11 protein-coding genes are annotated in these 15,094 nt (G+C 63.2%); 6 read left to right on the forward strand and 5 right to left on the reverse strand.

Annotation, left to right across the window (positions count from 1 at the left end; genetic code table 11):
• The first annotated feature begins 5 nt into the window (after positions 1-5).
• Both FF124_RS17180 and FF124_RS17185 read left to right on the forward strand, forming a co-directional pair.
• Positions 6-518, forward strand: a complete 513-nt coding sequence (locus tag FF124_RS17180) for a putative pterin-binding protein (protein WP_138749705.1) — start codon at positions 6-8, stop codon at positions 516-518.
• A 4-nt stretch (positions 519-522) separates the two neighbouring features.
• Positions 523-3,120, forward strand: a complete 2,598-nt coding sequence (locus FF124_RS17185; RefSeq protein ID WP_138749706.1) for an ATP-binding protein — start codon at positions 523-525, stop codon at positions 3,118-3,120.
• 10 nt (positions 3,121-3,130) lie between these two features.
• On the opposite strand, the gene FF124_RS17190 is transcribed toward FF124_RS17185, so the two are convergent.
• Positions 3,131-4,345, reverse strand: coding sequence for a polysaccharide biosynthesis/export family protein (locus tag FF124_RS17190; protein WP_210237490.1), 1,215 nt, complete (start codon positions 4,343-4,345; stop codon positions 3,131-3,133).
• A gap of 224 nt (positions 4,346-4,569) precedes the next feature.
• On the opposite strand from FF124_RS17190, the gene FF124_RS17195 reads away from it, so the two are divergent.
• The 4 genes from FF124_RS17195 to FF124_RS17210 are packed head-to-tail and all read left to right on the forward strand — an operon-like array spanning position 4,570 to position 8,834.
• On the forward strand, positions 4,570-5,847 hold the full coding sequence (locus FF124_RS17195) for an oligosaccharide flippase family protein (protein WP_210237491.1): 1,278 nt from the start codon (positions 4,570-4,572) through the stop codon (positions 5,845-5,847).
• Positions 5,848-5,850: 3 nt separating this feature from the next.
• Positions 5,851-6,789 (forward strand): glycosyltransferase family 2 protein, encoded by a 939-nt coding sequence (locus FF124_RS17200; protein WP_138749708.1) that lies wholly within the window; start codon positions 5,851-5,853, stop codon positions 6,787-6,789.
• A 22-nt stretch (positions 6,790-6,811) separates the two neighbouring features.
• On the forward strand, positions 6,812-7,807 hold the full coding sequence (locus FF124_RS17205) for a glycosyltransferase family 2 protein (protein WP_138749709.1): 996 nt from the start codon (positions 6,812-6,814) through the stop codon (positions 7,805-7,807).
• A 19-nt stretch (positions 7,808-7,826) separates the two neighbouring features.
• Entirely contained in the window at positions 7,827-8,834 is a 1,008-nt protein-coding gene (locus FF124_RS17210) for a glycosyltransferase family 4 protein (protein ID WP_138749710.1), read from the forward strand.
• Positions 8,835-9,034: 200 nt separating this feature from the next.
• Here FF124_RS17210 and cysG read toward each other — a convergent pair whose 3' ends face one another.
• Genes cysG through FF124_RS17230 form a run of 4 tightly spaced genes read right to left on the reverse strand, consistent with a single transcriptional unit; the run spans position 9,035 to position 15,091 of the window.
• Positions 9,035-10,513, reverse strand: a complete 1,479-nt coding sequence (cysG, locus tag FF124_RS17215) for a siroheme synthase CysG (RefSeq protein WP_246072519.1) — start codon at positions 10,511-10,513, stop codon at positions 9,035-9,037.
• A gap of 12 nt (positions 10,514-10,525) precedes the next feature.
• Complete coding sequence (gene nirD, locus FF124_RS17220; RefSeq protein WP_138749711.1) at positions 10,526-10,861, reverse strand: nitrite reductase small subunit NirD; 336 nt, start codon at positions 10,859-10,861, stop codon at positions 10,526-10,528.
• Between the two features lie 10 nt (positions 10,862-10,871).
• Positions 10,872-13,319, reverse strand: coding sequence for a nitrite reductase large subunit NirB (nirB, locus tag FF124_RS17225; protein WP_138749712.1), 2,448 nt, complete (start codon positions 13,317-13,319; stop codon positions 10,872-10,874).
• A gap of 5 nt (positions 13,320-13,324) precedes the next feature.
• A complete protein-coding gene (locus tag FF124_RS17230; protein WP_138749713.1) occupies positions 13,325-15,091 on the reverse strand; it encodes an ABC transporter ATP-binding protein in 1,767 nt (588 codons plus the stop codon).
• Positions 15,092-15,094: the final 3 nt, after the last annotated feature.

A 15,094-nucleotide genomic window follows, 5' to 3' on the forward strand; every position in this document is an offset into this window, starting at 1 on the left:
AAATCATGATCAGAACCATTCTTCTCCTGGCCGCTATCGCGCCGCTCATGTTTGTAAGGCCGGCCCTTGCCGAAGATTTGACGGAGCCAGCCAGTCGCGTCATCCTGACCGTCTCCGGCAATATCGGCAAAAGCAACACGCCGGATAACGCGGCTGAATTCGATCTAGCCATGTTGGAGGCTCTGCCCCAGACCCGTTTTGAGACGTCGACGATCTGGACCGACGGCACGGCCGAGTATTCCGGAGTTGAGCTTTCCACGCTGCTTGAGGCGGTCGAGGCCGATGGCACGCAGCTACTGATGACTGCGCTTAACGACTATGCCATCGAGGTGCCGGCCAGCGAAGCAGTTTCCGGCGGCCCCATTCTGGCGACGCGGGTCGACGGCAGGCCGCTGTCCGTCCGCGACAAGGGGCCGATCTGGGTGATCTATCCCTTCGATGACAACCCCGCCTACAAGACAGAAGTCACATATTCGCGTAGCATATGGCAGCTGAAATCAATCGATGTGAAAGACTGATCCGATGAAGGAAGAGGCGGCCCAAGGGATACCTGCCCGCAAGCCGCAGAGCTGGAAAGGCATCTATGTCGCCGCCGGCCTCCTGCTGCTGGCGGTGATGCTGGTACTGAGCCTGCTCGCCGCCCAGCTGATGCAGGAGCTGACCCGGCTGCGCTCGGCCTCGACCGACAATGTGCAATGGTCGATGGCGCAGGTGCAGGTCGAGCTTCTCGTGCTGGAAACAGCCGTGGATGACGCAATCCACAACAATACGCCGCAGGCGCTCGACGAGGTGCGGCAACGTTTTGACATTTTCTACAGCCGGATCGATACGCTTCAACAAGGCTCCGTTTTCAGCGGCGTCACACAGGAAACCCGGGCGCGCCAGGTTCTTGACCACCTGATGGACGCGCTCAACCGCTTCATCCCGATCATCGACGGGTCCGATGAGGCACTGTCCGCTGCACTTCCCGTTCTGGATGATGCATTCGTGGCGATGCGCGCAGATGTCCGCGCCATTTCGCTGACAGGGGTGCGTCTGCTGGCGGAGCAATCCGACAGGGACCGCCAGGCCTTTTCCAGTGTGTTGCTGCGCACCGGGCTGGTTGCTGCCGGTGTCATGGCCGCCATGTTTCTCGCGCTTTTCCTCGCCGTCTGGCAGTTCAAGATCGCACGCACGAGAACGGAAGACCTGCAAACCCAGAACCTCCTCTACGAGAGCGCAATCAACGCCTCGCTGGAGGCGATCATCGTGTCCGACGAGGCCGGGCGCATCCTCGATTTCAACCCGGCGGCCGAGCAATTATTCGGCTACAAGCGCGAGCATGCCATAGGCGTCAGCGCGGAAAAACTCATCATTCCGAAAGAAGATCTGCAGCTTCACCGCGAAAGACGCGTTCAGTTTCTCGAACAGTTCCGCGGCGGGGAAGCCAACCTTTCCGGACGGCTGGAAATCAACGCCATGCGCGCCAATGGCGAGGTCTTCCCGGCGGAGGTTTCCGTTGGCCTCACGCGCCGCGGCGAAGGACGGATCATCGTCACCTATATGCGCGACATATCCGAGCGCAAACGGGCGCAGGAAAACCTGACGCAAGCGCGCGATGACGCGGTGGCGACGGCCAAGGCGAAATCGGATTTTCTCGCGGTGATGAGCCACGAGATGCGCACGCCGCTCAACGGCGTCATGGGTCTGCTCGACATGCTGAGCGAGACCCGGCTGACCCGCAAGCAGCGCGACTATGTGGAGACAGCCATCTCATCCGGCGAAATCCTGCAGAACCATATCGACGACGTCCTCAACATCACCCGCATCGAGGCCGGCGTGACGCGGCTCAACCCCGTCCGCTTCGAGGTCGCGCCGCTCTTGACCGAACTGAAAAAGATGAATGATCCGGCGGCGCAAAGGCGCGGCAACACCATTGTGACGGACATCGCCGAAGGGGCGCGTTTCTGCGATCAGGATCGCCACGGGCTGCGCCAGGTGCTGATCAACCTTGTCGGCAATGCGGTGAAATTCACCGAAAAGGGGACAATTACGCTGGAAGCCGCGCCCTGGGGGGACGACGGCTGGATCGAGTTTTCCGTCAGCGACACCGGCATCGGGGTAAGCCGGGAGGACGCCAAGCGGATTTTCGAGGATTTCGTGATGCTCGATCCGTCCTACAAGCGCACTGCGCCAGGCTCGGGCCTGGGGCTCGGAATTTCGCGTCGGCTCGTCGACCTGATGGGCGGCGAGATCGGGGTTGAAAGCGAACCCGGTCAGGGAAGCCGCTTCTTCCTCCGCCTGCCGCCATTGGAAGTATCGGCGCAGAAACCGGTGGAACCGGAACGCGCCGAAACCGTCATTCCGGACCTGGAACAGGCAAACCTTTCCGTCCTCCTGGTCGAGGATAACGAGACGAACCGCTTCGTCGCCCGCGAAATGCTGAGGAAACACGGCTGCAGGATCACCGAGGCCCATGACGGCATCGAAGGCGTCGAGAAGGCCGCAGGCGAGCGGTTCGACGTGATCTTCATGGATGTCAGCATGCCGCGGCTCGACGGGATCGGCGCCACGCAGGCAATCCGGGAGGGCGACGGCCTTTCCCGCCACACGCCGATCATCGGCCTCACGGCCCATGCGCTGCCCGACGAGCGGCGCAGGCTCGAAGAAGCCGGCATGGTGGACTGTATCGTCAAGCCGCTCAGAAGCGCGAAGGTGCGCGACGTCATCGGCGCGCTCCTGCTGCAGAGATCAGCTTCGGATGACACTTCGTTCGACACCGACGTCGATGACGACGATACCGGTCTGATCGATCACGAGACCCTGGCCGAGCTGACCGAGGCGCTGCCGCCCGAGCTTTTCGAACGCCAGCTTGAGCGGTTCAGGGCGGAACTGGCGGAATCAAAAGAGCGCTTCTGCGGCGGCTCGGATCAGGTCGTCAATCTGGATGAGCTTGCAGCCGGCGCGCACAAGATGGCCGGCTCCGCTGCCGTGTTCGGCGCCGTTGCCCTGCGCGCCGCTCTGCTGGATGTCGAATCTGCGGCAAAACATGGCGCGCGCGAAGAGGTTGCACCGCTCTGCGAGACGGCCAGCGAAACCGCGCAAAAGACGCTCCGAGCGCTTTCGGACCTTACCGCCTGAGAAGAGACGGTCAGATGATCACGCCGAGCGCGCCGATGATGCCGAGCTTGGTGGCAAGATCGGTGATGTTGATCACCGAGGAATCATAACAGGCCAGCGCATCGCCCGGCATCAGATAGGGATCGAAATCGTCGCGGTCGCCGCGCCTGAGAAGCTCCTCGAGATTGCGCTCGATCACGATCGACTGTCCGGTAATGGGATTGCGCGTGAACAGCACCGCCGAGCGGTTGGAATTGGTGAGCCGTGCACCGCCCACGCAATTGAGGCTGAAGACCGCCTGCAGGAAGCGCGTTCCATACCGCAGTTCGACCGTATCCTTGGAAATCGCGGCCTGCGCATTGGATGAAGCCGGTACCGCCAGATTGGACATGAACACCTTGACGCCGGGCGGCGCGACGGCGGACGGCGCCATCAGCTCTTCCTGGAAGCAATGCCGGCTTGGAATCTCGACCTGGTCGCCTTCCAGCAGAACCGGATCGGGATAGGCATGCCCGGTGATGACCGGTCGCATGTCGTAGGTTCTCTTGTGTCCGCCGCGCCAGACGGTGACGCGCGAGAGGTCCGCATCCGGACGCACGCCGCCGGCCGATTGCAGGGCGCGGGCCAGACGGCGCTCGCTGGTGCGCCCGCCAAGTGTCTCCTGCCGCAAGCGGTCGAGCGACGTCGCGGCGACCGAGCCGACGGTGACCGAGCCGGGTTCGAACACCGCGCCCGCGACAAACACGCGCGCGGGCGCAAAATCCATCACGCGGATCGAGACCAGCGGTACGGTGTTGTAAAGCCCCTCGTCGATCAGGGCCCTGCGTACGCTTTCCTCGATGGAGTCGACCGAGCGTCCCTTGGCGCTGACCGGCGGCACATACATCAAACGCAGCATGCCGTCCTGCGAGATTTCGTACTTTCCGGAAATCTCGTCATCGTCGGAAATCGAGACCTCGATCAGATCGCCCGGCGAAAGGATGTCGATATCGGCCGGCACCATGCGACTTCCGGGCGGGCCGAGCGTCTTGTCAGGCGCGCAGCGCTGGGCGTTCATCAGTACGGAGGATTTGCTGAGGCGCTCGGCCTCGTCATCGGAGGTGGCGCGATACTGAGCCTGGTAGCTCTCGCCTTCTTTGACGTTTTCTCTGTTTCCGATCGGCTCGAGCGAGGCACAACCCTGCGCGAGAGCGAGGAGCGAGACGAGCGCGACCCGGCCAGAGGCCGATTTCAGACGGTTTTTCAAACGCTTTTGACCCATACTGCACTGCGGCTCTGTCACCCGGCCGCTGTCACACCCACTAACCATACGGCCTGGCAGCCTGTCGCCTATACCAAAGGATAGAAGACAGAACCGAATGGGCGTTCCCATGACCTTCGGAACCCCCAAAGACCAGCCCCCTCTCATCTATAAACCTAACACAACGAAACCCGACGTCCACCGCTTGCAACACAAGGCCGGATATCAAGATGTTCATGCTCAGAAACAAGATTGCTGACGCTGCCTCTTCGCCGCTCATCCGCGGCGCCTCGGCCTATCTCGCGTCGGAGGCTGCCGCGAAGGCCTCCCGGCTCGCGGTCGTCGTCGCGATGGCCCGCTTCCTCTCCCCCCTGGAAATCGGCATCGCGGCGGCGGCCATGGCGGGCTCGGACATCCTGAAGTCCCTCGCCGAAAACGGCGTCGGCCAGCGGATCATCATCGCCGGCGACAGCGAACTCGATGCGGTGACCAAGCGCGCCCACCGGATCTTCTGGGTCTGGTGCACGGGGTTGACCGTGCTGCAGATTGCTGTCGGCGCCGGCGTCTGGCTTGCCGGCGGCAGCGTCATGACCTTTGCCCTGATGGCGCTTCTCGGGCTGGAATACCTGTTCATGCCCGGTGGTCTGGTGCAGTGCGCCCTTGCCATGCGCAAAGGCATGCTGGCCCGCACGGCGGCCGTTTCCGGTGCGCAGAATGTCAGCGCCAATCTGTTGACGGTCGTGCTCGTGGCGCTCTTTCCGAGCCCGCTCGCGGTCGTCCTGCCCAAGCTGCTGTCGGCGCCCGTCTGGCTCATCGGCATGCGGCGGCTGGTGCACTGGCGGCCCGCGCCCGGCATCGCGCCGGCGCCGCTTTCCGCCTTCACCCGCTTCGGCGCGTCCGTTCTCGGCATTGAGTTCGTGAAAGCCTTGCGCGCGCAGGCTGACAAGCTGATTGTCGGCGCTGTTCTCGGCACCGAGGCGCTCGGCATCTATTTCTTTGCCTTCAATGCCGGAGTGGGCATCTCCACCTCGCTGGCAACCGCATTGTCGACGGTGTTGTTTCCGTATCTTTCGACCAGCGGCGACCGGGTTCTGGCGCTCAAGCGTGGGCTGACACTGGCCTTGACGGCGATCACCGTCGTCGCTGTTGCCCAGAGCCTGGCGGCATCCTCCTATGTATCGCTGGTCTTCGGCGACAAATGGGCATCGGTCGCGCCGCTGGTCGCCATTCTCTGCCTGATGGCGATCCCGAACATGCTGTGGTCGGTCACCGCCCAGTGGCTGCGCTCCGGCGGCCGCGCCGATCGTGAGCTGGTTCTCTCGCTGATTGCGGGCGCAATCATCACGGCGACGGCTGTTGTCGCTGCGCCCCACGGCTTGACAGTCTTGGCCTGGGCAACGCTTGGAGCCGCAACGATCGTCCAGAGCGCGATTTCGCTGCCAGTCCTTCTGAAAGCCTTTGCTGTGCGCAAGGCACCCCGTTGCAACCCTTCTTTCCAGGGAGCCTGACCCATGCCACGTTTTTCGGTTGTCATTCCTTGCTACAATGCCGCAGCCACCATCGCGGAAACGCTGAAATCGGTTCTGGATCAGACCTTCTTCGATTTCGAGATCATCGTCATCGACGACGGCTCCCAGGACGAGACCATTGCCATTCTCGACTGGTTTGCAGAACGCAGCCGACGCGTCCGGGTCGTGCAGCAGGCCAATGAGGGCCCGAGCATTGCCCGCAATCGCGGCATCTTCAACTATGCCGAAGGCGAGCTGATCGCCTTTCTCGATGCCGATGACATCTGGCCAGCCGACCGGCTGGATATCCTCGACCGCCGGTTTGCTGAAGCCAGCGCTCCGACTGTCGCCTATGGCCGCGTCGCCTTCTTTTCGGAGAGCGTCAGCAACATTGAAACCCATTCGACGGTCTCCTCGAAGCCGCTGGAGGTCGCGGACCTGATCGCCGAAAACGAAACCTGCACGATGTCGAATATCGTCGTCACACGCGAAGCCTTCGTCGCCTCCGGCGGCTTCAACACATCGATCGTGCACGGCGAAGACGTCGAATGGCTGGTGCGAATGGCGGCCGAAGGCGCTCGGATCGAAGGCATCGACACGGTCCTGACCTGCTACCGCGCCAGCCGAAATGGCCTTTCGTCTGACCTTTCGGCGATGCGCTTGTCCTGGGAAACGGCGCTTTCAACGGCCCGCAGACTGAATGTTGTACTCACCAAGGACGAGATCGCAGCCGCTGAGGCGACCCATTTGCGCTATCTCGCCCGCCGCGCGCTGCGGCTGGAGGCCGCCCGCGGCACGGCGCTCAAACTCGCTTTCAAGGCGCTGCGGCTGAGCCCGCGGGCCTTCTTTAAACAGCCGGGCCGCGGCGTCCTAACCCTCGGCGCGGCCTGCATCGAAGCTCTTTGCCCGAGCGCCATCAAGTGCCTTTCGGCCAACCACTGACCATCATCCGGAGGATGTCGCTATGAAAAACCTGTCTCCTGCCGCCAGCATCATCGTTCCTGCCTACAACGCAGCAACGACCATTCGCGAAACGCTCGATGCGCTCATCGACCAGACCTTCGCCGATTTCGAGGTCATCGTCGTCGACGACGGCTCGAGCGACAGCACGGTCGCCATCGTCGAAGGCTATGCCGATCCGCGAATCCGACTGATCTCGCAGGCCAATCGCGGGCTTGCAGGCGCCCACAATACCGGCATTGCCGCGGCGAAGGGCGCATATATCGGCTTTTGCGATGCGGACGATCTGTGGCTTCCGGAAAAGCTCGAACTGCATATCCGCCACCTTCAGGAAAACCCGGATGTCGGCATCAGCTTTGCCGGTTCCAGCCTGATCGATCGCGACGGCAAGTCCGTCGGCATCAACCAGTCGCCGAAACTGAAGAACATCACCGCCGCCGATGTTTTCTGCCGCAATCCGATCGGCAACGGCTCCGCCGCCGTCATGCGCAAGGAAGCGCTCGATGGCTTTGCCTACCGCCCGGCGGGCGAAACCGAGCGCGACTGGTGGTTCGACGAGAATTTCCGTCAGTCCGACGATATTGAAGGCTGGTTGCGCTTCATCGTCACACAGGACTGGAAGATCGAAGGGATCCCGGGCCACCTGACCCTCTACCGCATCCATATCGGCGGCCTTTCGGCCAATGTCGAAAAGCAGTTTGCGACCTGGCTTGCCATGCGCGACAAGATCGCCCGCATCGCCCCCGACCTGATCGCGCGGCACGGCGACCGCGCCGCGGCCTATCAGTTGCGCTACCTGGCGCGGCGTTGCGTTTCCATGCGGCAGGGCCGCGCGGCGCTTGGCTATGCACTGCGCGCGCTCAAAGCCTCGCGCCGCCCCTTCATCGAGGAGCCGGTGAAGTCTGTAGTCACCCTTGCCGCCGCCGCCTTCATCGCGCTCGCCGGCGACGGCCTTTACGGCCAGATCGAAAACCGCCTTCTCGGCGCCAGCAACGCCTGACCTTTAGGAGATCAGACCCATGACCATCTATCACCTCATCGATGATGCCGGTTTCGGCGGCGTCAACCGCATGCTCGATCACCTCATCCGCGCGCTCGGACATGATGCCGAGAGACACGAAGTCGTGCGCATAAAGCGCGGCCAGTTCTCGCCGCCGCGCCTGGAAAATGCGAGCCACATCGTCTCGCATCTGTCGGTCTGCTGGAAAAATATGCCGCTGATGACCGCGCTGCGCGCCCGCTATGCCGAAACGCCGCTCATCCATGTCGAGCACAGCTATTCGGAGCGCTTCGTCGCCGCCCGAGTGGAAAACCGTGACCGGTTCGAGACGCTGCTGTCTGCCGCCTACGCGTTGTTCGACAGGATCGTTGCCGTCAGCGCCCAGCAGGGCCGCTGGCTCGGCCGCAAATTCGTCGGGGCAGACCGTCTGGCGGTCATCGAACCCTGCGTCGAGCTCGATGACTTCCATGCCGTGCCCGACCGCATCGCCGGCCGCAAGACCGTGATCGGCGCGATCGGCCGGTTCGACACGCAGAAAGGCTTCGACATCCTGATCGAAGGCCTGCGCAAGTCTGACCGGCAGGACATCGAACTGCATCTTTATGGTAAGGGCGACGAAGAAAAACGGCTCAGAAAACTCGCCGGCAACGACCCGCGGATCGTTTTTCAGGGCTATGCCGAAAGCCCGGCGGCAGCCATGGCGTCATGCGACGTCATTGCCATGCCCTCGCGCTACGAGCCCTATGGTCTTGTCGCCCTTGAAGCCATGGCAGCCGGCCGGCCGGTGATCGCTTCGCGTGCGGACGGGCTGGCCGGACACATCGCCAATGGCGCGGCCGGCGTCGGCGACAATACGCCCGATGGCTGGGCCAAATTCTTCAACGAACTCGACATCAACGACTTTCGACGGGGCGCCGTATCCCGGAGAAAGCAGGCGAAGGAGGCAGAGCAAGTCTTCGCAGAGCGCTGGCTGCGTTTGCTCGGCGACCTGACGGAACGCTCCCACCAGTTCCTGATGGCCGCATAGAACCATCCACGCCTGTTTCGGGAGCCCGCCGGTTATCGCCGGCGGGCTCCTATTCTTGTAAAGGCAAGGAAAATCGCTGCCGGCCTCAATCAAAATGGCGCTCGTTGAAACGCTGGATCAAAAAGCAAGACAGCCTTGTGAACGAAAAGATTACAACCATAGCGAGAGCGAAAGGAGTGCTGCGCTCCCCGGATCTGCCCCTATCCGCAGCAGGGCGCTCGTCCCCGATTGGCATATCGCCGCCCGGTTTCTTGTATCAATCGGGCTTCCGCCAAGGCCGCCTTCCTTGCAAATACCTGGCCAATGCCGAACAGGACCGGATTGTCATGGCCGATTTCGGCCATGCCCTCGCCCAGCATTGCCAGCGCGCCGAACCAGCGTCTTTCATCCGGACGGCTGATATTGGCGGCGATCAGGACCGGGGTGTCCGGCGGCAGGCCTTCGGCGATCAGCCGCGCGCCGATCTCGCCGGCGGTGCGGCCGCCCATGTAGAACATCGTCGTGGTCGTCGGGTCGGCGATGGCGCGCCAGTCGATATCCTCCGGCAGCGCGCCCTTTTTCGAATGCCCGGTGACGAAGCGCACCGATTGAGCGCAGTCGCGGTGGGTGAGCGACGTCGTCGTGCCGGCGGCGAGCGCGCTTGCGGCGGTGATGCCGGGGATGACGGAGACCGGGATGCCAGCGTCTTTCAGTGCGGCAATTTCCTCGCCGGAGCGCCCGAAGACCGAAGGGTCGCCGGATTTCAGCCGCACGACGCGCTTTCCGGCCCGCGCCAGATCGAGCATCATCCGGTTGATATCCTCCTGCCGGCAACTCGTCCGGCCGCCGCGTTTTCCCACGAGCATGCGCTTTGCTTCTCGCCGCGCGAGTTCGAGGATTTCCGGCGAAATCAGATCATCGAACAGGATGACATCGGCCGATTGCAGCGCGCGCATGGCCTTCAGCGTCAGGAGTTCCGGATCGCCCGGCCCGGCACCGACCAGCGTGACGCTGCCGGTTTGCGGTGAGGCTGCGATCTGTGTGGCGCGCGTCAGGAGCCGGTCGGCCGCAGCCTCGTCGGGGCTTCCGGAAAAGCTGAGATCGACAAAATGCTCCCAGAAGGCCCGTCGCGCGCCGCCCGGTTTCAGCCGCGCACCGATGGCCTCGCGCAGGGAGGCGGCAAGACCCGCCCATTCGGCAAGCGCCTTCGGCAGCAGCGTCTCAATCCGCCGGCGGATCGCCTGACCCAAAATGGGAGCCGCGCCATCGGTGGAAATGCCGACCACGACCGGCGAGCGGTTGACGATCGAGCCGAACTGGAAATCACAATAGGCTGGCTTGTCGATGACATTGACTGGCACGCCTTCCGCCTTCGCCCGCGCGCGGAAGGTCTGCGCTTCCTCTTCGCTGTCGCAATCGCCCAGCGCCAGCTCAAATCCATTCCAGTCGGCCGCCGACCAATGCGCGCCGGAAAGCCGCACCCGGCCGTCGGCTTCGAGCGCAAGCAGCGCCTCGTCGGCAGCCTCGCGCCCCAGAAAGACCGTGACGTCGGCCCCGGCAGCGGCCATAAGCTCGGCTTTCCAGGCGGCCGCGTCACTGCCGCCGGCGACCAGCACCGCCCTGCCCTTCAATCGGAAGAACAGCGGCAGGACGGCGAGGTCCTCCATGCGGGCAGGCGTTTTTGCGCGTCCGGTGGCCATGGGTCCGCCTCCCTATTCCGCCGCCATCGGCAGGGCCGAAAGCGCGATCGAGAGGCGGCCGTCTTCAACGCGAACAGGATAGGTCTGCACCGCGCCCTCATCCGCGCCGAGCGCCGCGCCGCTTTCCAGCGAGATCACCATGTTATGAAGCGGACAGGTCACGGCCTGGCCATGCACCAGTCCCTCCGATAACGGCCCGCCCTTGTGCGGGCAGCGGTCGTCGATGGCGAAGACCTCGTCCGCCGCGGTGCGGAACACCGCGATCCGCCCGAAACCTGTGTTGACGCAGCGCGCGCCGCGTTGCGGGATGTCGTCGATATGGCCGATGGCGATGAAATCATTGCTCATGATGGGCTCCTCACTCCGCCGGCTCGGGATGTCCGACCACGGCCATCGGCTTGAATTCATGCTTGTCCTTGCCGGAGACGCGCTCCGACCACGGGTCGACCTGGGCATATTTCTGGCTTTCGACGAAGCGATCGAAATAGGCCTTGCGCTTTTCGGCATCGTTCATGATCTGGGCGCACACCTCGTCATAGCCGATGCGTTTTGCCCATTTGTAGATGCGCTCCAGATAGCGCGCCTGTTCGCGATACATCTGGGTCAGCGCCACGATATGCTCGAGCGCCTCGTCTTCGGTCTTCACCATGCCGAGCACTTCCGTGCCGCGAATTTCCAGCCCGGCCGCGCCGGCGAAATGGATTTCGAAGCCACTGTCGACGCAGATCACGCCGATATCCTTGCAGGTCGCCTCGGCGCAGTTGCGCGGACAGCCGGAAACGGCAAGCTTGACCTTGGCGGGCGTCCACGAGCCCCACATGAATTTCTCAAGCCTTATGCCAAGCCCGGTCGAATCCTGCGTGCCAAAGCGACACCAGTCGCTGCCGACACAGGTCTTCACGGTGCGCAGGCCCTTGGCATAGGCCTGCCCGGAGACGAAGCCCGCCTTGCCGAGATCGGCCCAGACCGCCGGCAGGTCTTCCTTTTTCACGCCCAGCATGTCGATACGCTGGCCGCCGGTGCATTTGACGGTCGGGATCTCGTATTTGTCGACAACATCGGCAATCGCGCGCAGCTCCTTCGACGACGTCACCCCGCCCCACATGCGCGGCACCACCGAATAGGTGCCGTCCTTCTGGATATTGGCGTGGACGCGCTCGTTGATGAAGCGCGACTGATAGTCATCGGCATATTCGCCGGGCCAGTCGCAGACGAGATAGTAGTTCAGCGCCGGCCGGCATTTGGCGCAGCCGCAGGAGGTTTTCCATTCAAGCTCCTGCATCACAGCGGGGATGGTCTTCAGCCCCTTGGCGCGGATCAGGCGGCGCACATCGTCATGGCCGAGATCTGTGCAGCCGCAGACCGGCTGGACGGCGGCGGGGTTATAGGCATCCCCCAGCGTCAGCGCCATGAGCTGTTCGACCAGCCCGGTGCAGGTGCCGCAGGACGCCGAGGCTTTGGTGTGGGCGCGGACATCGTCGAGCGAAGTGAGGCCCTTGTCCTTGATGACGGAAACGATCTTGCCCTTGCAGATGCCGTTGCAGCCGCAGATCTCCGCGTCATCGGGAAGGGCTGCCACGGCCGCCGCCGGATCGGCGGTGCCGCCGCCCTGATAGGCCTGACCGTAGATCAGCGTCTCGCGCATTTCCGAGACATCGGTTCCGCGCTTCAGCATGTCGAAATACCAGGGGCCATCGGCGGTGTCGCCATAAAGCACGGCGCCGATCACGCGGTTATCCTGCAGGATCACGCGTTTGTAGACGCCGCGCGTGGCATCGCGCAGCACCACCTCCTCGCGGTCCGGCCCCTCGGCGAAATCGCCGGCGGAAAACAGCTTGATGCCGGTGACCTTCAGCTTGGTGTTGACATGCGAGCCCTTGTATTCCGCCGTGCCGCCGGCAAGCCGATTGGCGAGCACGGAAGCACTTTCGTAAAGTGGCGCGACCAGACCGTAGCAGGTGCCGCGATGTTCGGCGCATTCGCCAAGCGCGAAGATGGCAGGGTCGGAGGTCGCCATGCCGTCATCGACGACGATGCCGCGATTGGTTTCAAGCCCGGCATCCTTGGCCAGCCCCGCCGCCGGACGGATACCGACCGCCATCACCACCATATCGGCGGAGATGATGCGGCCGTCCTCCAGTTCGACGCCCTCGACCCTGCCCTCTCCAATGATTTGCTTGGTGTTGGCCTTGGTGATGATCTCGATGCCGCGATCGTCCAGCGCCTTTTCCAGGAGATAGGCCGCCGCCGGATCGAGCTGCCGCTCCATGATCGTGTCCATGAGATGCAGCACGGTAACGCTCATGCCGCGCTGCTTCAGCCCGTAGGCCGCTTCAAGCCCCAGAAGCCCGCCGCCGATGACCACTGCATGGCCCTGCCCCTCGGCAATCTTCAGCATCTTCTCGACATCGTCGAGATCGCGATAGGCGAGCACGCCGGGCAGATCATGCCCCGGCACCGGGATGATGAAGGGCGAGGAGCCGGTCGCGATCACCAGCCGGTCGTAAGAGGCCGTGACGCCGTTTTCGGCGGTGACGGTCTTCGCCTCCCGGTCGATCTTCGCGACCTTCGCGCCGCGATGCAGCGTCACGCCATTGGCTTCATACCAGTCATCGCCATGGATGATGATGTCTTCATAGGTTTTTTCGCCGGAGAGCACCGGCGACAGCATGATGCGGTCGTAATTCACCCGCGGTTCGGCGTTGAAGATGGTGACGTCATAGAGGCCGGGGGCGCGCTCGAACAGGTCCTCGAGCATGCGGCCGGGGGCCATGCCGTTTCCGATTATGACAAGTTTCTGGGCCATGTTTTCTACTCCGCTGCGACGCGTTTGTTGCAGGTCTGCCGGCTGATGCGCTGGTCGCGCTTCTGCCTGATGGCGGCGAGCTGGTCTTCGGCCGGTTCCGCCCCGCCCTCATAGGCCTCAAGGAACTCCAGCAATTCCTCGCGGTAGGCGTAATAATCCGGATGATCGAGCAGCGCCTTTCGCGAGCGCGGGCGCGGCAGGTCGACCTCCATGATATTGCCGATGCGGGCGTTCGGCCCGTTCGACATCATCACCACCCGGTCGGCGAGCAGGATCGCCTCGTCGACGTCGTGGGTGACGCAGATGGCGGTGACCTTGGTGCGCGACCAGACCTCCATCAGCACCTCCTGCAGCTCCCAGCGCGTCAGGCTGTCGAGCATGCCGAAGGGTTCATCGAGCAGCAAAAGCTTCGGCGACAAGGCAAAGGCGCGGGCAATGCCGACGCGCTGCTTCATGCCGTTCGACATGTCGGCCGCCGGCCGGTGCATGGCATCGCCAAGGCCGACGCGCTCGAGGTAATATTCGACGATATCGCGGCGTTCGGCGGGGCTTGCCTTCGGATAGACCCGGTCAACGCCGAGGGCGACATTCTCGCGCGCCGTCAGCCATGGCATCAGCGAGGGGGCCTGAAACACCACGGCGCGATCCGGCCCGGCGCCGGAAATCTCGCGGCCATCGAGAATGATGCCCCCGGCATTGATCGGGTTGAGCCCCGCCGCCATGGAAAGCACCGTCGATTTGCCGCAGCCGGAGTGGCCGATCACGGAAACGAACTCGCCCTTCTTCATCTTCATGTCGAAACCGTCGACAACGGTCAGCGGGCCCTTGGGCGTCGGATAGATCTTGGTGACGTTGGAAAATTCGACATAGCCGCTCTCGATGGCCGACTGCGCCTTTTCCCGGTAAGCGGCGGGCAGCGGTTTCGAGGTCGACTTGATCGAGATCGGGACGACATTCGGCAGCGTTTCCACCCGCGCGGTTTCAGGCTTGGCGCTGACGCCGACATCCATCAGATATTCGGTGATCGACGCGCGCAGGCGGATAAAATCGGGGTCGGAATTCATTGCCGCACGCTCGCGCGGCCGGGCGATATTCACATCGAAGGACGGGCCGAATGTGGCGTTGGGTCCGGGAGTGAGCGGGACGATCCGGTCGGCCAGAAGAATGGCCTCGTCGACATCATTGGTGACGAGGATGATGGTCTTCTTCTCTTTCTGCGAGATATCGGCAAGCTCATCCTGCAGCTTTGCTCGGGTCAGCGCATCGAGCGCCGACAGCGGCTCGTCGAGCAACAGCAGGTCCGGCTGCATGGCAAGCGCGCGGGCGACCGAGACGCGCTGGCGCATGCCGCCGGAAAGCTCCGACGGCTTGCGGTCGCGGGCATGTTTCAGGCCAACCATCGCCACATACCAGTCGACGAGTGCGGCCCGCTCCTTCGCCGGTTTGTCCTGATGCACGGCGTCGACGGCAAGCCGGACATTGGCCTCCACCGAAAGCCAGGGCATCAGCGCATAGTTCTGGAACACGATACCGCGTTTGGGCGATGTGCCCTCGACCGGCGCGCCGCGAAACAGGATTTCGCCGCTGTCCGGCTTTTCGAGACCGGCGAGCATCGACATCAGCGTCGTCTTGCCGGCGCCGGAAAAGCCGAGGATGGCGATGAACTCGCCTTCCTGTACATCGAGCGAAATGTCGGAGAGCACCGGGTTGCGCTTGACGCCTTCGCCAAAGCCCTTTTCGACGTTTCTGAGCTGAAGAATGGGTTTCATCATGCC

This window comes from Martelella lutilitoris (genome assembly GCF_005924265.1).
Lineage (GTDB): Bacteria > Pseudomonadota > Alphaproteobacteria > Rhizobiales > Rhizobiaceae > Martelella > Martelella lutilitoris.

Coding starts and splice junctions, on each gene's coding strand:
- nirB (WP_138749712.1), bottom strand. CDS start 13,319: ATGGCCCAGAAACTTGTCATAATCGGAAACGGCATGGCCCCCGGCCGC.
- cysG (WP_246072519.1), bottom strand. CDS start 10,513: ATGGCCACCGGACGCGCAAAAACGCCTGCCCGCATGGAGGACCTCGCC.
- FF124_RS17230 (WP_138749713.1), bottom strand. CDS start 15,091: ATGATGAAACCCATTCTTCAGCTCAGAAACGTCGAAAAGGGCTTTGGC.
- FF124_RS17205 (WP_138749709.1), top strand. CDS start 6,812: ATGAAAAACCTGTCTCCTGCCGCCAGCATCATCGTTCCTGCCTACAAC.
- FF124_RS17195 (WP_210237491.1), top strand. CDS start 4,570: ATGTTCATGCTCAGAAACAAGATTGCTGACGCTGCCTCTTCGCCGCTC.
- nirD (WP_138749711.1), bottom strand. CDS start 10,861: ATGAGCAATGATTTCATCGCCATCGGCCATATCGACGACATCCCGCAA.
- FF124_RS17200 (WP_138749708.1), top strand. CDS start 5,851: ATGCCACGTTTTTCGGTTGTCATTCCTTGCTACAATGCCGCAGCCACC.
- FF124_RS17180 (WP_138749705.1), top strand. CDS start 6: ATGATCAGAACCATTCTTCTCCTGGCCGCTATCGCGCCGCTCATGTTT.
- FF124_RS17185 (WP_138749706.1), top strand. CDS start 523: ATGAAGGAAGAGGCGGCCCAAGGGATACCTGCCCGCAAGCCGCAGAGC.
- FF124_RS17210 (WP_138749710.1), top strand. CDS start 7,827: ATGACCATCTATCACCTCATCGATGATGCCGGTTTCGGCGGCGTCAAC.